The organism is Parvularcula dongshanensis (assembly GCF_014199615.1).
In the GTDB taxonomy this organism is placed as follows: Bacteria; Pseudomonadota; Alphaproteobacteria; order Caulobacterales; family Parvularculaceae; genus Parvularcula; species Parvularcula dongshanensis.
In genome coordinates this window covers 30,082-53,770 of sequence record NZ_JACHOB010000006.1, presented here as the reverse complement: position 1 = coordinate 53,770, position 23,689 = coordinate 30,082, and the positions used below count along the sequence as shown (strand labels likewise).

At 66.8% G+C, this 23,689-nt stretch carries 21 protein-coding genes; 15 read left to right on the top strand and 6 right to left on the bottom strand.

Annotated elements, in window-relative coordinates; genetic code table 11:
- Positions 1-14 precede the first annotated feature (14 nt).
- Positions 15-158, bottom strand: coding sequence for a hypothetical protein (locus GGQ59_RS12635; RefSeq protein ID WP_183819183.1), 144 nt, complete (start codon positions 156-158; stop codon positions 15-17).
- A 750-nt stretch (positions 159-908) separates the two neighbouring features.
- Here GGQ59_RS12635 and trkA point away from each other — a divergent pair.
- The 4 genes from trkA (at position 909) to hflX (ending at position 5,504) form a co-directional block, all read left to right on the top strand.
- Positions 909-2,282 (top strand): Trk system potassium transporter TrkA, encoded by a 1,374-nt coding sequence (gene trkA / locus GGQ59_RS12630; protein ID WP_183819181.1) that lies wholly within the window; start codon positions 909-911, stop codon positions 2,280-2,282.
- Positions 2,283-2,337: 55 nt separating this feature from the next.
- The gene (locus GGQ59_RS12625) at positions 2,338-3,750 is read left to right on the top strand and encodes a TrkH family potassium uptake protein (protein ID WP_183819179.1); all 1,413 of its coding nucleotides are present in this window, start codon (positions 2,338-2,340) and stop codon (positions 3,748-3,750) included.
- An 88-nt stretch (positions 3,751-3,838) separates the two neighbouring features.
- Positions 3,839-4,075, top strand: coding sequence for an RNA chaperone Hfq (hfq, locus tag GGQ59_RS12620; protein WP_183819176.1), 237 nt, complete (start codon positions 3,839-3,841; stop codon positions 4,073-4,075).
- A gap of 79 nt (positions 4,076-4,154) precedes the next feature.
- Positions 4,155-5,504, top strand: coding sequence for a GTPase HflX (hflX, locus tag GGQ59_RS12615; RefSeq protein ID WP_425511358.1), 1,350 nt, complete (start codon positions 4,155-4,157; stop codon positions 5,502-5,504).
- A gap of 73 nt (positions 5,505-5,577) precedes the next feature.
- Here the strand turns inward: hflX and GGQ59_RS12610 are convergent, their stop codons facing one another.
- Both GGQ59_RS12610 and GGQ59_RS12605 read right to left on the bottom strand, forming a co-directional pair.
- A complete protein-coding gene (locus GGQ59_RS12610) occupies positions 5,578-6,222 on the bottom strand; it encodes a hypothetical protein (protein WP_183819174.1) in 645 nt (214 codons plus the stop codon).
- A 135-nt stretch (positions 6,223-6,357) separates the two neighbouring features.
- Positions 6,358-7,836 (bottom strand): alkaline phosphatase family protein, encoded by a 1,479-nt coding sequence (locus tag GGQ59_RS12605; RefSeq protein ID WP_183819172.1) that lies wholly within the window; start codon positions 7,834-7,836, stop codon positions 6,358-6,360.
- Positions 7,837-7,926: 90 nt separating this feature from the next.
- On the opposite strand from GGQ59_RS12605, the gene GGQ59_RS12600 reads away from it, so the two are divergent.
- The 10 genes from GGQ59_RS12600 to GGQ59_RS12555 all read left to right on the top strand — a co-directional run bounded on the left by GGQ59_RS12600 (position 7,927) and on the right by GGQ59_RS12555 (position 18,426).
- Positions 7,927-9,102 carry an O-antigen ligase family protein gene (locus GGQ59_RS12600; protein ID WP_183819170.1) on the top strand — a complete coding sequence of 392 codons (1,176 nt, stop codon included), beginning with the start codon at positions 7,927-7,929 and terminating at the stop codon, positions 9,100-9,102.
- Entirely contained in the window at positions 9,089-10,384 is a 1,296-nt protein-coding gene (gene tilS / locus GGQ59_RS12595; RefSeq protein WP_183819168.1) for a tRNA lysidine(34) synthetase TilS, read from the top strand. Before GGQ59_RS12600 ends, tilS begins: the two co-directional genes overlap by 14 nt.
- 51 nt (positions 10,385-10,435) lie before the next feature.
- Entirely contained in the window at positions 10,436-12,334 is a 1,899-nt protein-coding gene (gene ftsH, locus GGQ59_RS12590; protein WP_183819166.1) for an ATP-dependent zinc metalloprotease FtsH, read from the top strand.
- 90 nt (positions 12,335-12,424) lie between these two features.
- Complete coding sequence (locus GGQ59_RS12585; RefSeq protein ID WP_183819164.1) at positions 12,425-13,270, top strand: hypothetical protein; 846 nt, start codon at positions 12,425-12,427, stop codon at positions 13,268-13,270.
- A gap of 443 nt (positions 13,271-13,713) precedes the next feature.
- Entirely contained in the window at positions 13,714-14,211 is a 498-nt protein-coding gene (locus GGQ59_RS12580) for a hypothetical protein (RefSeq protein WP_183819162.1), read from the top strand.
- On the top strand, positions 14,208-15,008 hold the full coding sequence (folP, locus tag GGQ59_RS12575; RefSeq protein WP_183819160.1) for a dihydropteroate synthase: 801 nt from the start codon (positions 14,208-14,210) through the stop codon (positions 15,006-15,008). The genes GGQ59_RS12580 and folP overlap by 4 nt, the downstream gene beginning before the upstream one ends.
- A complete protein-coding gene (locus tag GGQ59_RS12570; protein ID WP_183819158.1) occupies positions 14,995-15,474 on the top strand; it encodes a hypothetical protein in 480 nt (159 codons plus the stop codon). Before folP ends, GGQ59_RS12570 begins: the two co-directional genes overlap by 14 nt.
- Before the next feature lie 11 nt (positions 15,475-15,485).
- A complete protein-coding gene (glmM, locus tag GGQ59_RS12565) occupies positions 15,486-16,850 on the top strand; it encodes a phosphoglucosamine mutase (RefSeq protein WP_183819156.1) in 1,365 nt (454 codons plus the stop codon).
- Positions 16,850-17,665 carry a bifunctional hydroxymethylpyrimidine kinase/phosphomethylpyrimidine kinase gene (gene thiD / locus GGQ59_RS12560; RefSeq protein ID WP_183819154.1) on the top strand — a complete coding sequence of 272 codons (816 nt, stop codon included), beginning with the start codon at positions 16,850-16,852 and terminating at the stop codon, positions 17,663-17,665. Before glmM ends, thiD begins: the two co-directional genes overlap by 1 nt.
- The gene (locus tag GGQ59_RS12555) at positions 17,662-18,426 is read left to right on the top strand and encodes a hypothetical protein (RefSeq protein WP_183819152.1); all 765 of its coding nucleotides are present in this window, start codon (positions 17,662-17,664) and stop codon (positions 18,424-18,426) included. The genes thiD and GGQ59_RS12555 overlap by 4 nt, the downstream gene beginning before the upstream one ends.
- Here the strand turns inward: GGQ59_RS12555 and GGQ59_RS12550 are convergent.
- Positions 18,423-19,094, bottom strand: a complete 672-nt coding sequence (locus GGQ59_RS12550) for a uracil-DNA glycosylase family protein (RefSeq protein ID WP_183819150.1) — start codon at positions 19,092-19,094, stop codon at positions 18,423-18,425. The genes GGQ59_RS12555 and GGQ59_RS12550 overlap by 4 nt on opposite strands.
- A complete protein-coding gene (locus GGQ59_RS12545; protein ID WP_246408838.1) occupies positions 19,091-19,681 on the bottom strand; it encodes a LabA-like NYN domain-containing protein in 591 nt (196 codons plus the stop codon). Before GGQ59_RS12545 ends, GGQ59_RS12550 begins: the two co-directional genes overlap by 4 nt.
- A 53-nt stretch (positions 19,682-19,734) precedes the next feature.
- On the opposite strand from GGQ59_RS12545, the gene folK reads away from it, so the two are divergent.
- On the top strand, positions 19,735-20,292 hold the full coding sequence (gene folK / locus GGQ59_RS12540; protein WP_183819148.1) for a 2-amino-4-hydroxy-6-hydroxymethyldihydropteridine diphosphokinase: 558 nt from the start codon (positions 19,735-19,737) through the stop codon (positions 20,290-20,292).
- Here folK and GGQ59_RS12535 read toward each other — a convergent pair.
- Positions 20,228-23,680, bottom strand: a complete 3,453-nt coding sequence (locus GGQ59_RS12535) for a PAS domain-containing hybrid sensor histidine kinase/response regulator (protein WP_183819146.1) — start codon at positions 23,678-23,680, stop codon at positions 20,228-20,230. The genes folK and GGQ59_RS12535 overlap by 65 nt on opposite strands.
- Positions 23,681-23,689: the final 9 nt, after the last annotated feature.

Here is a 23,689-nt window from a genome sequence, read left to right as displayed (position 1 = left end):
GTTCTTCGAAGTCGTCAGGCAGCGACTCGTAGGCCGCGTTTGGCCTGGATGAACTCGGCGTAGCGCTGAAGCCAGACGGCGAGCGCCTCGCCCGGGTCGTGCTCGTTCGAGATCGCCGCGGCTGCCTCGGCGCAGCCACGGAACTCCCGCCGGAACATGGAGACGATCGGATCGGAATGCTGGGGGAAGGGCCGGTAGAGCGTGCCGACACCGCCCCCGCCCGCTCTGCGATGTCGCCTACGGGAGCATGGACACCCGTCCCCACTCACCGTCACCCCGGGCCCGTCCCGGGGGCCAGCGCCCGACTTCCTGTCCTGCGCAGCACTGCTAGCGGGGCACGACGCCGCCCCTCGCGCCTCTTCTGTCGAAGGCCGCGGCGCTCCGAGGCCCAGTAGGGGATGGCCCGCCTTCGGCGGGACGCGGAGAGGCGCTCCAAGCGCAGAACTTATCCCCGCCTCGTTTCCTCATGCCATGCTGCCCCCGTTCTCTCGGACAGGCCGGGCGGTGTGCACGCTACTCATCGGTTCGGGGGACGGTGATCCTAAGGCGAGCGGGCGTAGCGGCCCGTACCATGAGTGGCTGATCGGGGCGCACGGCTCACTTCCGAGGGACGAGGGATTGAAGCGCTATCGCGGACCCCGTCGCCCGAAGGGCGACCGCTTTCTTGTAGGCCCGCCTCCGGCGGGACGGCGCCGAAAGGTCGCCCCCTGCGAGGGCCCCTTGGCAAGATCGCCGCCGGACGTTCACCGTTCTGGGCTACAGTATCACTTTCCCTTCGCGCTCAGCGCGGGGACGTCCGGACACCCGGCCCATCGTACACCCCGCCCTAGCGGGCGCTTCGGCGCGCGCCCTGGTGACAACCTCTCCGGTCGGGTTCACAACGCCCCCGTGACCCGGGGTATCCTTTCATGAGAGTGATCGTCTGCGGCGCGGGGCGCGTCGGCTACGGCATCGCCGCGCGCCTGACGCGCGAGAAGGCCAACGTGACGGTCATCGACCGGAACCCGGCGCTCATCCGCGGCCTGGCCGAGCGGCTCGACGTGCGCGGCGTCGTCGGTTCGGGCTCCTACCCCGACGTGCTCGTCGAGGCAGGCGCGAAGGAAGCCGACATGGTGATCGCCGTCACCGCGTCCGACGAAGTCAACATCGTCGCCTGCCAGATCGCCCATTCGGTCTTCGGCATCCCGACGAAGATCGCGCGTATCCGCGCGCAGGCTTACCTTCAGACGCGGTATGCGGACGTCTTCAGCCGCGACAACATTCCGATCGACGTCATCATCTCGCCCGAACGCGAAGTCGCCGAAGCGGTCCTTCAACGCCTGACGACGCCCGCAGCCTCCGACGTGAAGGCCTTCGCCGACGGGCGGATCTGGGCGGTCGGCGTGCGGCTGCGCGAGGACTGTCCCGTCCTCGAGACGCCCCTGCGTCAGGTGCGCGAGCTGTTCCCCGACCTGCACGTTACCATCGTCGGCGTGCGGCGCGGCAACACGCTCTTCCGGGCGCAGGCCGCCGACCTTCTTCAAGCCGGTGACGAGGTCTTCTTCATCTGCGCGGCGGAGTGGGTCGAGCGGGCGCTCGAGATCCTCGGCGAACCGCAGCCACGGGCCCGGCGGGTCATCCTGATCGGCGGCGGTAACATCGGCTACGACGTCGCCTCGGCGCTCGAGGCGAAGGGCCAGGTCAAGATCCGCCTCATCGAGCTCGACGAGGAGCGTGCCGCCTTCGTCGCCGAACGCCTCGAGAAGACCATCGTGCTGCAGGGCTCGGGCCTCGACCGCGAGGTGCTGCGCGAAGCCGGGGTCGCCGATGCGGAAGCGGTCGTCGCCCTTACCAACTCCGATCAGGTCAACGTCCTCGCCGGGGTCATCGCCAAGCGCGAAGGCGCGCGCCGGGCCAACGTCCTCATCAACGAGGCGGAGTACGGCCCGCTTAGCCACTCCGTCGGCATCGACCGCTACATCGACCCCCGCGCGACCACGATCTCCACCATCCTGCAGCACGTGCGCCGCGGCCGGATCAAGGCGGTCTACTCGCTCATGGACGGCGCCGCCGAGCTGATGGACGCAGTCGCCCTGCAGACGTCGAACCTCGTCGGCACGCCGCTCGGCGAGGCGCACCTGCCGCCCGGCGTCGCGATCGGCGCGATCCTGCGCAGAGGCGAAGTGATCCTGCCGGACTCGACCACGTCGATCGAACCGCAGGACCGGGTCGTGCTCTTCGCCCTACGCGAGAGCGTCGAGGCGGTGCAGAAGCTCTTCCGCGTCGGAATCGAGTACTTCTAGAGAGATGCCGGCGCGACCGATGTCCGCCCGCCCGGCGAGGGGCCGCTAGAACGTCATGTCCTTCGCCCCCATCGCCCGGTTCCTGGCCTACGCCTTCTTCGCCGTCGCCATCTGTACCATCATACCCGGCATCTACTGCGCGGTCACGCGGTCACCGGACCTCGACGGCTATGCGTTCGCCTTCGGTCTCAGCTTGTTCGCGGGCGGCGCCGCGCTCGCCTTCTCGAGCGGCCTACGCGAGCGGCCCGCGGTGCGCGGCGGCCTGCGCGAGCTTCTCGCCGCGCTCGTCCTCTTCTGGGCCGGCGTGCCAATCGTCGCGGCGGTACCCTTCTTCCAGCAGGGCTGGAGTTACGGCGATGCCTGGTTCGAGGCGGTCTCGGGCCTGACGACGACAGGGGCCTGGCTATCGAGCCCTTCCGCACGAGCGAGCGAAGCGGACATGCTCTACCGGGCCTCGCTACAGTGGACCGGCGGCCTAGTCTCTCTCTGCACGGCCGCCGCCATCTTCGTGCGGGCGGAGTTCATGGGCGTCGCCCCGCTCGTTCCGCCCTTCGCGAGGGGGGAGAGCGGCTCCTACCTCCGCGCCTTCGCGGCGGCTTACCGGGTCTTCCTGCCCGTCTTCTCGAGCCTGACCGCGATAGGCCTGCTGACCCTCTTCCTTTTGGGAGTGCCGATCGTCGAGGCCGTGGTGCTGAGCATGTCGCTCCTCTCGACCAGCGGCTTCGTGCCAGACCCTGGCGGCATCGAGAGCTACGGCGTTCCGGTCACGATCGTGGCCGTCGTCCTCATGGCGCTCGGCGCGGTGAACTTCATCGTCGTGGCGCAGGTGTCGACAGGGCGAAGGCGGCGCATGCGGGGGGGCGAAGACCGCGAGACTCTCACTTTCTTCCTCCTCTGCCCCGCGATCGCGCTCCTCTTCTGGCTATCTGCCGGCGCAGGCGACCTCGACCGCCTTCTGCCCCAGCTGTTCAACGCCGTCTCGATCCTCTCCACGAACGGGGTGACGATCGGCGAGCCGCCGCAGCTGACGCCGGTGCTGGTGACGGCCGTGATCGGCGGCGCGGCGGTCTCCACGGCAGGCGGCGTGAAGCTCCTGCGCTGGCTCGTCACGTTCGACCGGGCAGGCGAGGAGCTATGGAAGCTGATCCACCCAGGCGGCGTCGTCCCGAGGCCGGTGACGATCAACGAGTTCGGCGTCTGGATCCATACGATCGCCTTCACGATCCTTCTCGCCGTCTTCGTCCTCATAACCGCGTTCTTCGGAAGCTCGCTCGAGGCCAGCGCGGCGACGGCCGTCGCCATGGTCGCGAATGTCGGCCCGCTGCTCGACCTAGCCCCGCGGATGACCGCGGATTACGTGCTGCTCGACGGCGCCTTGAGGCCTTTGCTCGCGCTCGGCATGATAGCGGGCCGGCTGGAGCTGGTCGTGCTGCTAGTGCTACTGAACCGCCGCTTTTGGGAGAGTTGAGCCAGAAACTCTTAGCGGTTTCGATTGTTGATGTTGCAACGCACATCACGCTGGCGGATCATGCCGAAATGAATCGAAGGGTGTTGCCATGACAGATAAGAAGCCTGCCCTACAGGACGTTTTCCTCAACCAGATGCGCAAGGACAAGGTTCCCGCGACGGTCTTCCTCGTGAACGGGGTGAAGCTTCAGGGTATCGTCACCTGGTTCGACAGCTTCTGCGTTCTTCTGAAGCGCGACGCGCAGGTGCAGCTTGTCTACAAGCACGCCATCTCTACGATCATGCCGAACGGGACGGTGAACCTCCGCGAGGTCGAGGAGGACTAGACGTCCCCCGCCACGGAGCAAGACGACGCCCCTACCAACTACCGAACCCGCGCAGGGCGGGGAGGCACCGATCGCCCCCATCGCGAGGGCCTTCGTTCTCCAGCCCGTCTACGTCCGTGACCCTTCCGGGCTGCGTTCCGAACGAGGCGCCCTCGACGAGGCCGTCGGTCTCGCTGCCGCCATATCGATCGAGGTCGTCGAAGCAGAGATCATCCGGCTGGCGCAGCGGCGGCCGGCAACGCTGTTCGGTACCGGCAAGGTCGACGAGATCAAGGCGAGGCTCGAGGCGGCGGGGGATATCGGGCTCGTCATCGTCAACGGCACGCTGACCCCGGTCCAGCACCGCAACCTAGAGAAGGCTTGGAATGCGAAGGTCCTCGACCGGACCGCGTTGATCCTGGAGATCTTCGGCGAGCGGGCCCAGACCCGCGAAGGCGTGCTGCAAGTCGCGCTCGCCCACCTTACCTATCAGCGCTCCCGCCTCGTACGGTCCTGGACCCACCTCGAACGCCAAAGAGGCGGCGCGGGCTTCCTCGGCGGTCCAGGCGAGCGTCAGATCGAGGCCGACCGGCGTGTCCTCGCGGGTAAGATCGACCGGCTGAAGGCGCAGCTCGAAGAGGTGCGGCGGACGCGGACCCTGCAGCGGGCGAAGCGCAGCAAGGCGCCTCAGCCTGTCGTCGCGCTCGTCGGTTACACCAACGCAGGCAAGTCGACGCTCTTCAATCGCCTCACCGGGGCCGAGGTGATGTCCGCGGACCTCCTCTTCGCGACGCTCGACCCGACGATGCGGAAGGTGGATCTGCCGTCGGGCACCAGGGTCATCTTGTCCGACACGGTCGGCTTCATCTCGGACCTTCCGACGACGCTCGTCGCTGCCTTCCGCGCGACGCTGGAAGAGGTGCTGGAGGCCGACGTGATCCTGCACGTGCGCGACGTCGCGCATGAGGAGACGGACGCACAGCGCGCCGACGTCCTCTCCGTCCTCGGGGAACTGGGCGTTCACGATGAGGACGGGCGGCGGGTGATCGAGGTCTGGAACAAGGCCGACCTCCTTCCGAGCGCGGACCGCGACGTCCTCTCCTCGACAGCCCGAACGAGGGCAGACGACGCGCGTGGTACGCTCGAGGATCCGATCCCGGTCCTCGCCTCAGCGCTGACGGGTGAGGGGCTCGATACGCTCTTTGCTGAGATCGAGCGTCTCCTGACCGCCGAGCATCGGACTCGCTCCGTCGCTCTGCCGCCGGGGGAGGGCGCCGCCCTGTCGTGGCTTCACGAGCGTACGGACGTCGTGTCGGCCGAAACGACGGACGACGGCGGTGTCGTCGTCACGGTCCGGCTGGGCGCAAAGGAGAGCGGTCAGTTCCAGGAGCGCTTCGGCTATGCCTTCGCAACGGCCGAAGAAGCCCACCGGGGACGCAAACGCGCCTGATCCACACGCGCGTCGCGACAAAAAAAGAGGCGGCCCCGAAAGGCCGCCTCGATAGTCTTCGCTGAGTCTAGGTTCAGGCGTTGCGACGGCGGCGAGCCGTCGTGGCGCCGGCCGCAGCCAGACCCGAGAGCATGAAGACGGCCGCACCCGGAAGCGGGATCGGGTTCGCCGGCGTAACCACCGTCACGTCGTCGACCATGCCGTAGTAGCCGTAGCCACCGAACTCGAACAGCAGGTGAGCGGCGACGTAGGAGCCGAGCGCGTCGAGCGCACCGCTCATCGTACCGTCGTTCAGCATGTCGTTCATGAACATGAAGCTGATGTGGAAGTTGCCGATCAGGTCACCGGCCGCGTCCCCGGTCGAGGAGACCAGTTCGAAGTTCAGCTCGTCCATCGCTTGCGACGACGGGTCGGAGGCGATGTCCACGACCTTCGTGAACATGTACTCGGCAGCGCCTTCGCCACCGGCCGCGACCGAGATCAGCGCGGAGTTCACTGTACCCGCGGCGAACACCCCTTGCGAGTCGGCGACGGCGTCGTCGTCGACGTCGAGCACGATGCTGAAGTTGGAGAACGCATAGCCGGGATCAGCGGGCGTCGCACCTTCGAGGCCGGGGCCGTTCGAGGGCATCCCCTCGTCGAGCGTGCCAGAGACAGTGACGGTCGAGGCGCTGGCGGCTGCGAGGCCGAGCGACGCGACGACGCCGGCGGTGGACATGAGTAGCTTACGCATACGTATTAAACCCTCCGAAAGCTTTGGAACCTTGCAACAGGTAAACAGAATTGTACCTCGATCGTTCCAAAACCATGTCGCCCCGTTAATCAACCGTGGTTGATGCGTCGCAGCATAAACTTATCGTGTGTCGCTGGCCGACTCCGGCGCGCCGAGCGCGTGTTCCATGACGTAGTAGAGGACGTTCTGTTCGAGCACGCCCCCGACGAGCCAGGATCCCGGCCCGTCCGCGAAGACGATAACGTCTTGTCCGCCGTGACTTTCGGACGGCGCCGGGATCAATGATTGCTGTTTGAAATCAACGTCCTCGACCTCTTCTTCGGTCAAGACGGGACGTCCGCCGTCGACGTCCGGCAGCATCAACGTGCCGGGACCATTGGCATAAGAGAGGGTCGTATAGGGTTTGCCGTCAGCAGCCGGGACCGGCGTCTCGGCGCCCTCGTCATCCTCCATCACGAGTCCGAGAATAGGGTTACCGCGGCGGGGGTAACCTTGAAGCGCGAGGGTGTGTCCATGGTCCGCGGTGACCATGATGAGGGTATCCTCGAGGCCGGCCGATTCGATCGCCGCCTCGACCGCAGCGTCCAACTCGACGGTGTCTTGGAGTGCGCGCGCGGCGTTCCCCGCATGGTGTGCATGGTCGATCCGCCCGGCCTCGACCAGCAGGAAGTAGCCGTCGTCGGAGCGGCTCAGCTTCTCGATCGCGAAGCGCGTCATCTCGGCGAGGGAGGGGTCGTGCGAGCCGTCCTGACGGTCCGCTTCGTACGCCATGTGGCTCGGCTCGAAGAGGCCCAGGACAGGTGCGTCGTCCGAGGTATCGAGCTTTCGAAGACCCTTGTCGTCGAAGACGAACTCACCGCCGCTTTCTTGCCAGGCCTCGATCAGGTTCCGACCGTCCGCTCGTCCGCCTCGGCGCTTCTCGTACTCGGGATCACGGGCTTCCGCCGGGAGGAAGTTCGACCGTCCGCCGCCCATCGCAACGTCGAGGTTGAGGCCCGGGGCACGCTCGAGGAGCTGGCGGGCGATGTCGGTACACGCATCCGCGCTCTTCGGCATATCCGCGTCGCTCTCCCAGTCCCGGTCGGCGCTCGAAGCATATAGCGAAGCCGGGGTCGCATGGGTCAGGCGGGCGGTCGTGACGACACCGACGCGGCGGCCCGTCCCGGCCGCGAAGTCGGCGATGGTCTCGAGCCCGCCGCCGAGCGCCGCCTCGCAGTCACCACGGGGGACGGTCTGATCGACGTTGATGACGCCCGAGCGGGTCTTGCGGCCCGAGAGGATGGCGGTCGCGGTTCCGGCGCTGTCCGGCGTCTGGTGGTCGGTATTGTAGGTCTTGGACAGGGCGGTGTGCGGCAGCGATTCGAAGGTAAGGACGTTCTCCTCGCCCGTCTCGCCGCGCTGTTGTCCTTGATAGATGCGGGCGGCGGTGATCGTCGTGCCGTCCATGCCGTCGCCGATGAAGAGGATGACGTTCTTCGCCGGACCCTTCTTCGCTTCGACCGACATGCGGGCGTCGAGCGCGGCGCGCCCCTCCGCCTCCCAGTCGGGTGCGGCGGGCGTGGTCTGAAGAAGAGTGGTGGCGAGGAGGGCGAGAAGCATTAGGTCCGTCCGTCTGACTTGAGGGAGGGTTAACGGGGGTTGGCCTAGGGGGGAAGCGAGCTTTCGCCGCAGCGCGGAGAACGAGGACCGATGAGACGACGCGCCGCGCATCTTCTCCTGCTGCTTTGCGCCGTCCTGACGCCGGTCGCGGTGATCTTGTCCCATCGGAACTTCACGGTGCTGCTCGGCCTGCTCGGGCTGGCCGGGCTCTTCTCTCTGCGGCCGAAGGTGCCGTGGTGGGCCGTCCCGGCTGCGCTGCTGGCCGGCTGGGCGGCGCTGACCACGCTCTGGTCGCCTTATGACGACGCGCTGTCCTGGCCGCCCTACCTCGGCCTCCTCGTGCTTTTGACGGCGGGTGCGGCAGGCGTGAGGGGGCGCGGGGCACGGGCGGTTCTGATCGCCGCCGCCATCGGTGTCGCACTGCTCGCCTTCGAGGGCCTCACCGGCGGGGGTATTCGCGACGCGCTGCCGCCGCCGAACCGGGCGGACAAGGACGACGTCGCGACCGCGCGGGGGATCGGCCTCGGCCTCTTCCTTCTGCCGGGCGCCATCTTGTTCCTCGTCCGGGAAGGGCGTCCGCGCCTCGCCGCGGTCATCGCGCTCGGCCTCGCCTACGCCTCGACCCGCTTCGGCATCGCCGCCAATGCCCTTGCCATGCTGGCAGGGGCGGGAGCGGCGTGGACGGCGACTTTCAGGCCGAGGTGGACGCTGCGGCTTCTGACCTATGCCGGTGCCGGTGCGTTCGTGGCGCTTCCGCTCTTCGCGCAGCTCCTGCCGGCACCGGACGTACTAGTGACCCTGGAAGACGGGCCAATCAGCTGGCGCCAACGGCTCCTCATCTGGAAGACGGTTTGGACCGCGACGACGGAGGGATGGCTACCCTTCCTCTTCGGTCATGGCATCGAGGGCGCGCGGATTCTGGGCGAAGGGCTCGGCACGGTCGACTTCGCGAACAGCAACGCCGTCACCTTCGTCGTGCCGACCCATCCGCACGACGTGCCGCTTCAGGTTTGGCACGACCTCGGGCTCGTCGGCGCGGTGCTTTCTATCTGGGCGGTCCTGGCGGTTGATCGGCGGCTCTTCCGCATCCAGGACCGGCGCGTCGCGGCGGCAGCGAGCTTCATTCTCGCGGCGACGATCGTCTTCGCCTTGGTCGATGCGAGCCTTTGGACGTTGTGGCGCGTCACGGGCCCGATCTTCGGCGCCTGGCTCGTCACTGCCGCCGCCGGCCCTCATGCGTTAAGGCGGCATCGTGACCGAGCTTGAGATCGACTGGGACCTGATCGGCGACGCGCCCGTGGCCGTCGCGGTATCAGGCGGTGCGGACAGCTTCGCGCTGCTGCACGCCCTGACGGAACGCGGCCTGCCGGTCGTCGCGCTGACGGTGGATCACGGTCTGCGCGAAGGGTCGGCGGGAGACGCAGAGACCGTCGCCGAGTGGTGCCAGGCGCGCGGTGTGCCGCACGAGACCCTGGCTTGGGAAGGCGAGAAGCCGACGACCGGCATTCAGGACGCCGCGCGGCGGGCCCGCTACCGCCTCCTGTGCGAGGCCTGCGAGCGGCTGGGGCTGGATCGCCTCGCCGCCGCCCACACGCTCGACGACCAGGCCGAGACGGTCTTCATGCGCCTGCGCCGGGGCGCGGGCAGGGGCCTCGCGGGCATGCCGCCCTCACGCAAGATCGCGTCGGGGCCGGGTGAGCCGGTGACGTTGCTGCGGCCGCTCCTGGGCGAACGCCGCGCCGCGACCCGCGCCTACACCGAGGCGCACGGCCTGCCGGTCCGCGAGGACCCGACCAACTTCGACGAGCGCTACGAGCGCGTGCGGGTCCGGGCGTTGCTCGCAGCGCTGGAAGAGCAGGAACTGCTGACGGCGGAGGCGCTGGGGCGGACGGCAGACGCGATTTCGTGCCTGAAATTACCGGATACCGACGACCCCCTTCTCCACCCACTAGCATGGGAGCCAAGCGAAGACGGTACAGCGTGCGTGGACGCAAGCGAGGGCGGAGACCCGTGGACTCCCAATGTTGTCTTTGCGGTTGGCGGCGGCAGCTCGCTCTACGAGTTGCGGCGGAGACAGGAAACAGGTGGGAATGCCCTTGAAATCGGAGGGGTCCTCGACGCGCCAAGTGGCAACTCGTTCCGCGGAACGCTCGTTTACCGAGAACCCGCCGCCCTCCTAGGCCGCGCTGACGGTACTCCCGGCCTTGCGCCCGTCCCGGCGCCGCCGGGCTCTAGGCACCTCTACGACCGGCGCTTCATCGTCCACGTCCCCGCAGACGCACCCGAAGAGCTCACCCTCCGCCCGCTCGGCCAGCTCGTCCCGCGCGACATTGCGACATCGACACTCGCCCGGTCGCGCGTGTCGACCTTACCCTGCCTGTCTCGAGAGGACCGAATCACCCACTTGCCTGCGACCGCGCAGCGCGCCGTTCGCGATGCCCTGAGCGGTTGGAAGGGAGCGAAGGAGTGCTTACCTCCTGACAATGCCACGTTCGAGGTCCGTTCCTTGCTTGCCGAACGGTTCGCGAACGAGGTGATTAGGTACTGATAAGCCGGGTCTGCTACGATGCGCGGACCGCTAGGGACGAAGGACCCGCGAATGAACAACCGCCACTGGATGGTCTGGGGCCTGATGCTCGTCGTCGCCCTGATGATGCTTTACGTGTTCTCGAACGCGGGGCCGACCGGCACGACCAGCGAGCTCGCCTACTCCGACTTCCTCGAGCGCGTCGACGACGGGGCCATCACCTCGGCCGAGATCGACGACAACCGCATCCGCGGCCTGATGGAGGGCGGACGTCGCTACGAGACCACAGTGCCGCGCACGGCGGACGTCTCGGGCCGCCTCGAAGACGCGGGCGTCAACATCAGCGTCGTGCCCGAAGAAGAGGTGCCGCTGCTCCTCGCGCTCCTGTTCCAGCTCCTGCCCATCCTTCTCATCGTCGGCCTCCTCTTCATGGCGGTCCGTCAGATGCAGGCGGGCTCCGGCAAGGCGATGGGCTTCGGCAAGTCCAAGGCGAAGCTCCTGACCGAACGCCACGGCCGGGTCACCTTCGACGACGTCGCGGGCATCGACGAGGCCAAGGAAGAGCTCGAGGAGATCGTCGAGTACCTTCGCGACCCGATGAAGTTCCAGCGCCTCGGCGGCAAGATTCCCAAGGGCGCGCTGCTCGTCGGTCCTCCGGGCACGGGTAAGACGCTGCTCGCGCGCGCCATCGCGGGCGAAGCGAACGTGCCCTTCTTCACCATCTCGGGCTCGGACTTCGTCGAGATGTTCGTCGGCGTGGGCGCGTCCCGCGTGCGCGACATGTTCGAGCAGGCGAAGAAGAACGCACCCTGCATCATCTTCATCGACGAGATCGACGCGGTCGGCCGCTCGCGGGGCGCAGGCCTTGGCGGCGGTAACGACGAGCGCGAGCAGACGCTGAACCAGCTTCTGGTCGAGATGGACGGCTTCGAGGCGAATGAGGGTATCATCCTCATCGCCGCGACCAACCGCCCGGACGTGCTCGACCCCGCGCTCCTGCGTCCCGGCCGCTTCGACCGTCAGGTCGTGGTGCCGAACCCCGACCTCATTGGGCGGGAGAAGATCCTCGGCGTTCACATCAAGAAGGTGCCGCTCGGCCCCGACGTGAACGTCCGCGCCATTGCGCGCGGCACGCCCGGCTTCTCCGGCGCGGACCTCGCCAACCTCGTCAACGAGGCGGCGCTGCTCGCGGCGCGTCGCGGCAAGCGCATGGTCACGAACAAGGAGTTCGAGGACTCCAAGGACAAGATCATGATGGGGGCGGAGCGCCGCTCGACCGTCATGACGGAGAAAGAGAAGACGCTGACCGCCTATCACGAGGCGGGCCACGCCATCGTCGCACTCAACGTCCCCTCGACCGATCCCGTCCACAAGGCGACGATCATTCCGCGCGGCCGGGCGCTGGGCATGGTCATGCAGCTGCCCGAGCGGGACAAGTTCTCGATGTCGAAGCAGGAGATGACCTCCCGCCTCGCCATCCTCATGGGCGGCCGCGTCGCCGAGGAGCTGAAGTTCGGCAAGGAGCACGTGACCTCAGGCGCGAGCTCGGACATCGAGCAGGCGACCAAGATCGCCAAGGCGATGGTCACGCAGTGGGGCCTCTCGGACGAGCTCGGCCCCATCGCCTACGCCGAGGACGAGGGTGAGGTCTTCCTCGGCCAGTCGATCGCGCGGTCCAACTCGATCAGCCCCGAGACGGCGAAGAAGATCGAGGAGGAGATCCGCAAGCTCGTGACGACCGCCCATAACGAAGCGGTGCGCATCCTCGGCACGGACCATCACGACGACTGGGTGAAGCTCTCCGAAGGCCTCCTCGAGTACGAGACCCTGACGGGCGAGGAGATCAAGCGGCTCCTGGGCGGCGAGAAGATCGTCCGCGACGAGCCCCTCGACCTCGGCCCCCCGCCGTCCTCGGTCCCGAGCAGCGGCCGGGAAGGTCCGGCGGCGGGACCTGAACCGGCCGGCGCTTGATAGAGACGACCACGTTCACCCCCGCTCCGGCGGGGGTTTTCGTTTTCGCGGGCCAGCATTACCCTTCGCGTGGGAACGAAGGGGCATCTCATGAAGACTGACAAGCTGCCGGTCGGCGAGACGATCACGTTCGCCTTCCGCTTCGGCACGCGTGCGATACCGACGCTGATGCGGCTGGGGTGGTTGCCTCTGGCCCTGATGGTAGGTGGGTTCGCGCTCGTCGGGTGGGGCCTAGCCGATACCCCGATGATGGCAGCGAAGATCGGATTCGGTGGGATCCTCACCCTGGCCGGAACGCTCCTGTTTGTTCCCATATACGTTATTCTGATCCGAGAAGCCGCTGGCGGCTACAAAGCGCCACCTGGCCTCTTTGTACTGAGTTTCGGCGGACGCGAGGCGCGCGTGTTGGGTGCGGCGTTCATCCTCGGGTTCGTCTTCCTCGTCGTGGTCGTCGGGTTTCAGGTCGCGAAGCTCGCGATCGGCGCCGTCGCCAGCTTCGTCGTCGGTGACGGCGTACTCGGTCTGATATTGAGTGTCGTCATCACGCTAGCATGGTTCGTCGGTATCGCCTGGTTCTACTGCGCCACCATCACCTTCGTTCCGATGGCCGCCACCGAGAACCGGATCGCACTGACCGAAGCGTTCGCAGCAACGAAGGATAACGTCTGGCGGATCCTCGCATGCGTCTTCGTCGTGTTCGGCACCCTCTTCGTACTTGCGATCCTGATCCAGTTGATGAGCTTCGCGATGACCGGCGGGTTGATGGCGGTCGGCAGCGAGGTGGCGCTCGCGTCGATCGTGTACGCCTTGCTGACCGTCGTCGTCTTTCTAGCCCTGCAGATCTACCAAACCCTCGTTGGCATCGCGCTGCCAGGTCGCATCACCGGCGCTCTACGCGGTACGCCGGACGACGCGGTCGAGGATGTGTTCGCTTGAACTCCGTCGTGTCCTGCTAGAATTGTGGGTTGTCAGCGCGGAACGCTTCGTCAAGCCGTCGCTGGTAGTGCGACTGGATGACCAACGGGCGGCCACCAACGCGGCGTATGCCAGCCTTACGCATCGTGGGCAGCGCACTTCTCCTACGATCCCTGCGGAAACGCGCAGTCATCAGGGCGCTTTGGCTGCCCGCGGCGTTGGCGCTCTACAGTGTGACCCTATCCGCATGGGCGTATGGGGTTCACTCTGCCTCGTTCGTAAACTTCCTGCCTAGCTATGTCGGGTATGTTGTCACTGCCCTTGCATTCGTGAGCGCAGGGGTGAACCTCGTTCGCGGGATGGCGGGTCAGTCCACCCCTACGGGCCTTCTCCCGCTTCGGCTGGGACGGCCCGAGTTCCGCACCTGCTGGGCGGTGGGTACGTTGGTCCTCGTCGGGGTGACGATGGCGGGACTTCTTCTGCTCATACCTGGACAGGTGGATCGCGCACTTGGCCTGATCCTTCCTTCTTCTACGCCGTTGGACGGTATGGCGCGGCGGGTTGTTCTCATGATCGCGCTCCTCGCCCTGATCGCGATCATGGTTTGGCCGATCGCCCGATTGGGCCCGCTGCTCATGATTGCGGCCGTAGAAGGGAGCTTCGCCCCCCGCCGCGCCTTGGCTGCCACCAAGGACCAAGTTGGTCGACTTACCGCAGTCGTGTTCTGCGTTTTCCTACTTGCCCAGCTGGTCGCGCCTCTGTCGAACGGATTGATGGCGGTGTCGACGGGACCGATAGTAGAGATGACAGGGAAATCTCACCTCTTGGCGGTGCCGCTCCTAGCGGTAACGAGCCTCCCGCTACGCCTCTACTTCTTCTTGGTGGTGGTCTGCCTGGTCGGAGAGCTTGGTCGAGTTCTGATGGGCTACGGAGAAGTCGACCTCGAAGAGGTTTTCAAATGAACCTCGCGCCTCCCATCCTCATGGGCATCGTCAACGCGACGCCCGACAGCTTCTCCGACGGCGGACGGTTCGCCGGGCAGGCTGGCGTCGAGCATGGCACAAGGCTGGCTGAGGAGGGGGCGCAGGTGCTCGACGTGGGCGGGGAGAGCACGCGCCCTGGCGCCGCCTTCGTGCCGGTCCAAGAAGAGATCGACCGCGTCCTGCCGGTCATCGAGGGGCTGAAGGTGCGCTCGGACGCACGGATCAGCGTCGACACGCGAAAGCCCGAGGTGGCGCGGGCAGCCGTCGCGGCGGGGGCGTCGATCTGGAACGACGTCAGCGCGCTGACCTTCGGTGAGGACAGCCTTGCGACCGCCGCCGCGCTCGGCATGCCGGTGGTCCTGATGCACGCCCAGGGCGATCCCGCGACCATGCAGCAGGAACCGCGCTACGGCGACGTGGTGGGCGAGGTGCTAACCTTCCTGCGCGCCCGGATCGAGGCGGCGCGGGCGGCGGGCGTGGAGCAGGTCATCGCGGACCCAGGCATCGGCTTCGGCAAGACCCTCGACCACAACCTCGCGCTCTTCCGCTCGCTCGAGCGTTTTCAGGAGTTCGGCGTGCCGCTCCTCATGGGCGCGTCGCGCAAGCGCTTCATCGCCAGCCTCGACCGCGACGGCGCGGCGGACGAACGCCTCGGCGGCTCGGTCGCGGCGGTCCTGCGGGCGAGGGCGGCGGGGTTCGGCTGGTTCCGCGTGCACGACGTCGCGGCTACGCGGCAGGCGCTGGCGGTGTGGGAGGCCTCGAATGACGCTGTTTGAGGATGGAAATTATATCTGGCGAAGGCCGGTCGTAGCTTTTGTTCCTCTCTCGATAATTTTTGGTGGACTGACGAACCCAGCCGCTCTTCTGTGGTTAGAGAAGGGTAGCAACGAGTCGTACGTAGAAGCCTATATTCGTACTCTACCCATCTGCGGTTACCCATCGATTCTAGCACTGCTAATCGTATTTACTTGGTTGTCCTTGCTGAAGCCCACGCCGATCAGCCTCTTCTACGCGACATTCTTCACCACTATATTCGTTGCGGCCTTTTGGATTCCGCTGTCGCACTTCTTCGGTTCGGACATAGGAGATTGGAGTCTACGATCCTTCGTAGAGGTTCTGACGGCATCGCTTCTAATTGCAGGCCTGACAATCCTAGGTGGAATGGTGTTCTGGCTTCCAGCCGCCCTTGCGGGCGGTCTTATCTTCCGGTTGATCGCTTTCAGGTACAGACTGTCCGAGTGACGGAGGCCCCCATGCCCGGCGACGACCAACCCTTCGAGCGGCACATCTTCGGCACGGACGGCGTGCGGGGGCAGTCGAACTCCGGCGCGCTGACGCCGGACGGCGTGCTCCGCCTGGGTCTCGCCGCCGGCAAGGTGTTCCAGCGCGGCGATCACCGCCACCGGGTCGTCATCGGCAAGGACACGCGGCTCTCGGGCTACATGATCGAGCCCGCCCTCACGGCGGGCTTCATTGCCGCCGGCATGGACGTGATCCTGCTCGGCCCCGTGCCAACCCCCGCCATGGCAATGCTGACCCGCTCCATGCGGGCGGACATCGGCGTGATGGTGTCTGCCAGCCACAACCCCTATCAGGACAACGGCATCAAGTTCTTCGGCCCCGACGGCTACAAGCTGTCCGACGAGACCGAAGCGCAAATCGAGCGGATCATGGAGGAGGGGACGGAGGACGTCCTCGCCGAGCCCGCAGACCTCGGCCGCGCGAAGCGGATCGAGGACGCGGGCGCGCGCTACATCGAGTTCGCGAAGGCGACGTTGCCCCGCACGTTGAGCCTCGAGGGCATCCGCGTCGTCCTCGATTGCGCCAACGGCGCCGGTTACAAGGTCGCGCCGACCGTTCTCTGGGAACTCGGCGCCGACGTGAAGACGATCGGCGTCTCGCCCGACGGCTTCAACATCAACAGGGGCGTCGGCTCCACCGCGCCCAAGAAGCTTCAGGACGCGGTCCTCGAGTATCGCGCCGACATCGGCATCGCACTCGACGGGGACGCGGACCGGGTCATCATCTCGGACGAGAAGGGCCGCATCGTCGACGGCGACCAGATCCTCGCCACCATCGCCGCCGCGATGAAGCGCACGGGCCGCCTGCGCGGCGACGGCATCGTCTCGACCGTGATGGCGAACATGGGGCTCGAACGGTTCCTGGCCCGCCACAAGCTCGGCCTCACCCGCACCAAGGTCGGCGACCGCTACGTCGTCGAAGCCATGCGCGAAAGCGGCATGAACGTCGGCGGCGAGCCGTCCGGCCACGTCATCTTGTCCGACTACGCCACCACTGGCGACGGTCTCGTCACCGCTCTTCAGGTGCTGGGCCTCGTGCGGGAGGAGGACGCCCCCGTCAGCCGCGTCTGCCACCGCTTCGATCCGTACCCGTCGCTGCTGAAGAACGTCCGCTACAAGGGCGGCGATCCTCTCGAAGCGGACAGCGTCAAGGACGCGATCGAGAAGGCGAACGAGACCCTGGGCGAGCGCGGCCGCACCGTGATCCGCAAGTCCGGCACAGAGCCCCTGATCCGCGTCATGGCCGAGGCGGACGACGAAGCGCTGGTGAAACGGGTGGTGAGAGACATCTGCGCGGCTGTCGAGAAGGCGTCCTAGTGAGGGGACGCGTTCTGATCGTCGCTGGGTCCGACTCCGGCGGCGGGGCGGGCATTCAGGCCGACATCAAGACCTGCACCGCGCTCGGCGCCTACGCTGCGACGGCCGTCACCGCGATCACGGTCCAGGATACCCGCGCAGTCCACGCCGTGCATCCGGTCCCGCCGGACGTCATCGCGGCGCAGATACGGGTCGTGCTGGACGACATCGGCGCGGACTGCATCAAGATCGGCATGATCGGAAGCGCGGGCGCGGGCGAGGCGATCCTGTCGGCTTTGCCCGACGGCGTGCCGGTCGTCCTCGACCCCGTTCTCGTCGCCACCTCCGGGGACGCGCTCGGCGACGGCGAGGTGGCGGCGCTGATCCGCGACCGGCTCATCCCCCGCTCAGCGGTGGTAACGCCGAACCTGCCGGAGCTGGCGGCGCTTTCGGGCCTCACGGTCGACGACGAACCCGCGATGCGTCGCGCGGCGCAGGCGCTGCTCGCTTCCGGCGCGGGCGCGGTCCTCGCCAAGGGCGGCCACATGGACGGCGACGAGGTCGTGGACCTGCTCCTCGGCCAGTCGGACGAGACGGCGATCCGCCACCCTCGGCTCGCGTCGAACGACACTCATGGGACCGGTTGCACGTTGGCGAGTGCGCTCGCCGCTTCGGTCGCTCAGGGCCTGCCGCTCGAGACCGCCGCCCGCCGTGCCGTCGCTTACACGGCGGCCGCTATAGAGCACGCGCCCGGCCTTGGGCGTGGCCACGGCCCGCTGAACCACGCGCTGCGCGAAACGCCCGAGGGCTGGACGGCTGATCGAAGCGTGAGGTGACGGCGCGCATCGGGCGGGGCAGTCTAGATGCGATGTTCGAACTCCTCCTTGCGACGGCGCTCCAGAACGCAGCGGTGCCCATCGAAACCGAAGTCCTCGAAGGCATCAGGGCACCCGCCGCCCCGATCTGCTCCGTCACGCTCCACGTCGGCGTAGACGAGGCGGGCGAGCCCTTCGACCGCTCCGTCTATCGCTACGATGCGCCGTCGGACGAGTGGTCGCTCGTCTCCTTCAACGGCGGCCCGCCGCCCGAAGAGGAGCTGGAGGAGTTCGAGAAGAACGGCCGCGACGGTGGCGACCGCAGCGACGATCCCGTCCTTCCTGGTGCCTTCTACGCGGACAGCGTCTCGAAGTTGAGCGCCGATTGGGTCCGCCTGTCACCGTCCGAGGAAACGGAAGCTGTGCTCTATGGGCTCGAGGACTTGCCGGAGGACACGGTGATCGCGAACGGGCGCGATTTATCGGACAACATCCGCCTGCAGTTCTTGATCGAGAAGGCAGAGAACGGTCCCCGCATCGCGATGGCCTTCGGCCAGCTGAAGAAGAGCTGGCGGATCCCGCTCATCGCTCGCATCGACCGCTTCGACATCGCCCGCCGCTTCGCGCCCGCGTCGCAGGAGACCGGCGTGCCGGGCGCCATGCTGCCCGTCGCCGAGCACGTCGAGATCTCGGCGGACGTCCTCGGGAAGGACCGGAGCGCCGTCATCGACACGACTTATGGGGACTGGGACTGCGAACCGGGCAGCACGGACGAGTCCTAGAGCCCGGCGGCGCTCTTCGCCCGCCGCACCGCGGAGTCGAACATCGCCTCGGTCAGAACGCCGGTGTTCGTGTTGTAGCGAGAACAGTGGTAGCTGGAGACGAGCGTCAGCGGCCCGTTCGGCCCTTGAAGGTCATAGGACGCTTCGTGCCCAAAGGGATGGCTCGCGACGCGGGCGCCGAGGGCGCGAAGGGTCGAGTCGTGACTGATCTTGCCCAGGCAGAGGAGGGCGCGGAGGTTCGGCAGTGCCGCCATCCGAGCCTGCAGGTACCCGCGGCAGGTGTTCGCCTCTTGGGCGGTCGGCTTGTTCTGGGGAGGCACGCAGCGCACGGCGTTGGTCACCATCACGCCGCGCAAGGTCAGCGCGTCGTCGGGGCGTCGCTCGTATGGACCGCTCGCAAGGCCGCTTTCGATCAGCGTCGCATAGAGAAGGTCCCCTGCATAGTCGCCGGTGAACGGGCGGCCGGTCTTGTTCGCCCCCTGAAGGCCCGGGGCGAGTCCAATGATCAGAAGACGGACAAACTCTTCGCCGCCCTCCGGCGCGAAGCTCGGCACCGCGCCGTTGAACCATTCGGGATGCGCCGCTTCGTTCGCCTCGCGGAACGCCACGAGGCGAGGGCAGAGCGGGCAGTCCGGCGGGGCCTCGGGCGGCAGCGCCTTGCCGGTCACTCCTCCTCGTCCACGCGCGCTGGGGACTCGCGGCGGGGGCCGCCCTTGCGCGCGATGACGTCTTCGATCTCGGTCAAGTCGATGAAGACGTCCGCCTGCCGGCGGATCTCGTCCGAGGCCAGGGGCGGTTGTGACTTGATCGTGGAGACGCAGATCACGCGGCAGCCCTGCTCCTGCGCGCGGAGGATCGCGTGGCGGAAGTCGCCGTTTCCGGTGAACAGCACGATGCAGTCGAGCTTGCCCGCCATCAGGACCATGTCGGTCGCAAGCTCGATGTCGGTCGACCCGCGATAGCGCCGCACGCCGTCCTGCCCGACGAAGCTGCGCGCGGGCTTCGTCACCATGGTGAAGCCGTTGTAGTCCAGCCAGTCGACGAGCGGGCGGAGCGGCGAGTAGTCGCCCTCAGGATCCTCCTGCATGGCGGTGTAGTAGCTCGCACGGACGAGGCGGGTCTCGCGGCGCGCGCGGGAAAGAAGGCTCTTGTAGTCGATGTCGAAGCCGAGTGTCTTCGCGGCCTTGTAGAGGTTCGCACCGTCGATCAGGATCGCCGTTCTATCGTCGGGGTCGAGGCCCATCCAGTCTGCCATATTATGCTTTCAGTCTCTGGTGTGTTCGAAAGGCGCGACACTAGAGAAGACGAATGCTCATGAAAACCGTCGTCCTGATCGGGCTCGGCTCGAACAAGAGTTTCGGACCTTTCGAGCCGACGGCGCTGGTCGTGAGGGCTGCACGAGCCCTCCAAGTCCTCGGACCGATCGAGTGCACCCCCTTCTACGGCAGCGAAGCCTGGCCCGATCCCGCCGCCCCCCCTTACGTGAATGCGGTCGCCGCGGTGGAGACCGCTGCGGAACCCGAGAGCGTACTCGAAGTCCTACTCGCCATCGAAGCGGGGTTCGGCCGGCGCCGCGCCGGGTTCGACCGTTACGCGCCGCGCACGCTCGACCTCGATCTCCTGGCGGCCGGCCCCTTGCGGCGCGATACGCCGCGGCTCTGTCTGCCGCATCCAAGGCTTGCGGAACGCGGTTTCGTCCTTCTGCCGCTAAGAGACCTTGTACCGGACTTCGTGCATCCTGTTACCGGCCGTACCGTCGACGAGATGATCGACGGCCTGGTCTCTCCGGGAACCTGGCCGCTCAGCCCGCAGCCCGATCTTCCTCGGTCCAAGACAAGAGCTTCTCGAGCAGGAGCTCGCGCTTGATGGGTTTCGCTAGGTAGTCCGACATCCCGGCCTTCAGGCATTTCTGCCGGTCATCGGCGAGCGCGTGCGCCGTGACGCCGATGATCGGCACGCGCGCCCCGGCGGAACCGCTAGCCCGGATCGCAGCGGTCGCAGCGAAGCCATCCATGATGGGCATCGAGACGTCCATCAAGACGACCTCCGGGGAAAGCTCCGCGAACAGCGCGACCGCTTCCTCGCCATTGTTCGCGAAGTGTACCGCGTAACCCGACCCCGTCAGCATCGTCTTCACGACGAGCTGGTTCACGGCGTTGTCCTCCGCGACGAGAAGGACTCGTTCGCGGTCCGGGGACGACTTCGGAGGCGCGGCGGCGCGCAGGGCGGCTCGGGCCTCGCCTGCGGTACGGACGGCGCCTTCGGTCAGCGCTGCCGAGACGACTTCCTGCAGCACCTGCGCGCGCGCTGGTTTCACGAGGAAGGCGTAAAGGCCGAGACGCGCCTGCAGCGCGGGGTCATCGAGCTCACCGGCCGAGGAAAGGATCATGCGCGGCGTCTTCGCGGTGGCGGGATCGTCGGCGAGGCGTTGAGCCAGCATCACGCCGTCCATGTCAGGCATATGGTGGTCGAGGATGATCAGCGCGAAGGGGTCCTTCGAACTCGCGCGTGTTTGCGCGAGCGTGAGGCCCTCCGCACCCTCGGACGCCAAGGTGACGCGCAGTCCCCAGCCGGAGAGTTGTTCGTGCAGGATGCGCCGGTTCACCGCGTTGTCGTCCACGACGAGGACGGGCGCGTCGCCGAGATCGACCTGCGGAAGGGCGCTTGGCTGCTGCGTGTCGGACAGCGGCAAGGTCACAGTGAAGGTGAAGACGGAGCCCTCGCCAACCGTGCTGCGTACGCGAAGTTCGCCTCCCATCAGCTCGGCGATCCGTTTAGAGATCGACAGTCCGAGGCCAGTGCCTTCGAAGCGGCGAGACACCGAGTTGTCGACCTGTTCGAACTGCTGGAAGATGCTCTCGAGCTTCTCGTCCGGAATCCCGCAGCCAGTATCCTCGATCTCGACGGTCAGTTCGACTTCACCGTTGTCCACCTCACCGGTGACGGCGATGAGGACGTGGCCCTTGTCCGTGAACTTGATGGCGTTGCCCGCCAGGTTGGTGATGACCTGACGGAATCGGCCCGCGTCGCCGACGAGGCGCAAGGGCAGGTCCGGTTGGATCGAGACCATCAGGTCGATCTTCTTCTTCGCGGCCGCAGGCGAGACGATGGCCGCGACGTCCTCTATCGCTGACGCCGCACTGAAGGGTTCGGTCGCCACGCTCATCTTGCCTGCCTCGAGCTTCGAGAAGTCGAGGATGTCGTTGATGATCGTCAGTAGACTGTCTCCAGAGCGCAGAATCACTTGCGCCATGTCGGCCTGTTTTGCCGAGAGTTCCGTCCCGATGAGGAGTTCCGCCATCCCGAGGACGCCGTTCAGCGGCGTACGGATCTCGTGCGACATGTTCGCTAGGAACTCGGACTTGGCGCGGGAGGCGGCCTCGGCCTGCTCCTTGGAGACCCGAAGGTCATCCGACAGTTCGCGCAGCTCGTCTTCGCGCCTCAGGTCGCCCGTCATGTCGGTCAACGCCACGACGTAGCCGCCGCCCGTGCGCGGCGAGTAGTTCTCTCGGAACGCCGTACCGTCCGGTCCTCGGCGATAGTGGACGAGCGGCTGGTGGGTCCGGATCGCTTCAGGGTCGAAGTCGTCCCCGACCGATGTCGACGAGACGCCGTCCTCCGTACGTCCGAAGCCTTCCTTGTAGGTCGCCGCGTAATCGACGCCGATCTTCCAAGTGGCGTTCGGCAGGCAGACCGACGCGCGGTCGTTCATCATCTCGATGCGTCCGTCCGGGCGAAGCACGACGAGGCCTTGCCCCATCGTGTCGAGGACTTCTCCGAGCAACTCCGTACGCTCGCGCAGGGACCGTGTGCGCTCGGCGATCCGGCTTTCGAGGAGCCTGTTGGTTTCCTGAAGCGCCTCGCGAGCCTTCTCGGCGGCGCGGCGGGCGTTGTATTGCTCGGTGACGTCGCGGGTGCATCCGCGGAAACCGAGATAGGTTCCGTCCTCGTCGTAGCGCGGCACGCCGTCCGTCGCGAGGACGCGGCCGCCCCTGGTCGTCATCATGTGGTCGGTGAAGGGCTTCCTGCTTTCGATCTGCGTCAGGTATTCTTGCCACCGCACTCGACCGTCTGCGTCAGCGGTCTCGTTCGCGTAGAACGCTTTGAGCGGCCTACCGACGATCGCGTCGGGGGTCATGCCCGTCCACTCGGTCACAGTGTCGGAGATGTAGCTGAAGCGACCCTCCGCATCCGACTCCCAAAGGCAGTCCGCCGCCAGCATGGCGAAGTCGCGGAAGCGCGCTTCGTTCGCCGCGAGCTCGGCCTCGGCTGCGCGACGGTCGGTGATGTCGACGATCCAGCCGCGGTATCCAGAGAAAGCGCCGTGCTCATCGAGGATCGGCACGGCGGTGGTCAGCGTCGTAACGAGCCTGCCTGCGGCGTTGTAGCCGCGGGTCTCGAGGTCGCGGATCCCCGACTGCGTCTCGAGGGCCGCCCTCAGACGGGGCATGTTCGCAGCGGAAACCGGATCGGCGGCGTCGCAGAAGCGCTGCAGCGGCACGCCGAGGAAGGACTCGCACGGTCGGCCGGTGAGCTTCTTGAAATTGTCGGAGACGTGGGTCAGCCGACCTTGCTGGTCGGTCTCGAAGTTGTAGTCCTGGCTTGCGGACAGGAAGTCGGAGAGCGCGATCTGCGTCAGCTCTCCCTGTCTGGTTTCCAGGGCGATCCTCGCTTGCAGGTCGCCGATCAGCCTCTGCATCGCATCGAGGATGAGGTGTGTGAGGCCGATCAGGACCAGCATCGTCAGGCCGATCGCCTGTACGAACCCGTCGCCCTGTCCGAGCAGGTAGAAGCCCGTCGGTGCGATCAGCGTGATCAAGACGAACCGCGAGAGCTTCGGCATCACGTAGAGGCAGAAGCTCGACGCGACGCCGGCGATGCTCAGCCAGCAGGCCAGCAACATGACTTCGCTCATCCCGCCGCGGGTGATGAGGAAGGTCATATGAGCGGAGTAGCAGAACGCGATCGCCGCGCTCGTCACGTGGATGCGCCGAAAGGCCGCATCCGTCTCCTCCTCGTTGAAGCGCTCCACGCCGGCGTGCCGCCAGTGGACGAAGCGCATGGCAGAGTTGATGCCGATGATCGCGGGCAAGATGGCGCTGATGTGGTGCCCGGTCGCCCAGCTCGCCCAGGCCCCGATCATCGATGCGCAGGTGATCGTCGCATAGAGGATCGGCGTGAGATAAACGAACTCACGCAGCAGCCTGACGCGCAACGCGCGGCCGGCTTCGGTCTCGTCGAATAGCCTCGCCATGGTGCCCCG

Bases quoted from the DNA above. Each gene is read 5' to 3' on its own strand.
- folP (WP_183819160.1), top strand. From the start codon at position 14,208: ATGAACCTCGCGCCTCCCATCCTCATGGGCATCGTCAACGCGACGCCC.
- GGQ59_RS12545 (WP_246408838.1), bottom strand. From the start codon at position 19,681: ATGGCAGACTGGATGGGCCTCGACCCCGACGATAGAACGGCGATCCTG.
- trkA (WP_183819181.1), top strand. From the start codon at position 909: ATGAGAGTGATCGTCTGCGGCGCGGGGCGCGTCGGCTACGGCATCGCC.
- GGQ59_RS12610 (WP_183819174.1), bottom strand. From the start codon at position 6,222: ATGTCCACCGCCGGCGTCGTCGCGTCGCTCGGCCTCGCAGCCGCCAGC.
- GGQ59_RS12585 (WP_183819164.1), top strand. From the start codon at position 12,425: ATGAAGACTGACAAGCTGCCGGTCGGCGAGACGATCACGTTCGCCTTC.
- GGQ59_RS12635 (WP_183819183.1), bottom strand. From the start codon at position 158: ATGTTCCGGCGGGAGTTCCGTGGCTGCGCCGAGGCAGCCGCGGCGATC.
- folK (WP_183819148.1), top strand. From the start codon at position 19,735: ATGCTCATGAAAACCGTCGTCCTGATCGGGCTCGGCTCGAACAAGAGT.
- glmM (WP_183819156.1), top strand. From the start codon at position 15,486: ATGCCCGGCGACGACCAACCCTTCGAGCGGCACATCTTCGGCACGGAC.
- GGQ59_RS12600 (WP_183819170.1), top strand. From the start codon at position 7,927: ATGAGACGACGCGCCGCGCATCTTCTCCTGCTGCTTTGCGCCGTCCTG.
- GGQ59_RS12580 (WP_183819162.1), top strand. From the start codon at position 13,714: ATGGCGGGACTTCTTCTGCTCATACCTGGACAGGTGGATCGCGCACTT.
- ftsH (WP_183819166.1), top strand. From the start codon at position 10,436: ATGAACAACCGCCACTGGATGGTCTGGGGCCTGATGCTCGTCGTCGCC.
- GGQ59_RS12570 (WP_183819158.1), top strand. From the start codon at position 14,995: ATGACGCTGTTTGAGGATGGAAATTATATCTGGCGAAGGCCGGTCGTA.
- GGQ59_RS12605 (WP_183819172.1), bottom strand. From the start codon at position 7,836: ATGCTTCTCGCCCTCCTCGCCACCACTCTTCTTCAGACCACGCCCGCC.
- hfq (WP_183819176.1), top strand. From the start codon at position 3,839: ATGACAGATAAGAAGCCTGCCCTACAGGACGTTTTCCTCAACCAGATG.
- GGQ59_RS12625 (WP_183819179.1), top strand. From the start codon at position 2,338: ATGTCCTTCGCCCCCATCGCCCGGTTCCTGGCCTACGCCTTCTTCGCC.
- GGQ59_RS12535 (WP_183819146.1), bottom strand. From the start codon at position 23,680: ATGGCGAGGCTATTCGACGAGACCGAAGCCGGCCGCGCGTTGCGCGTC.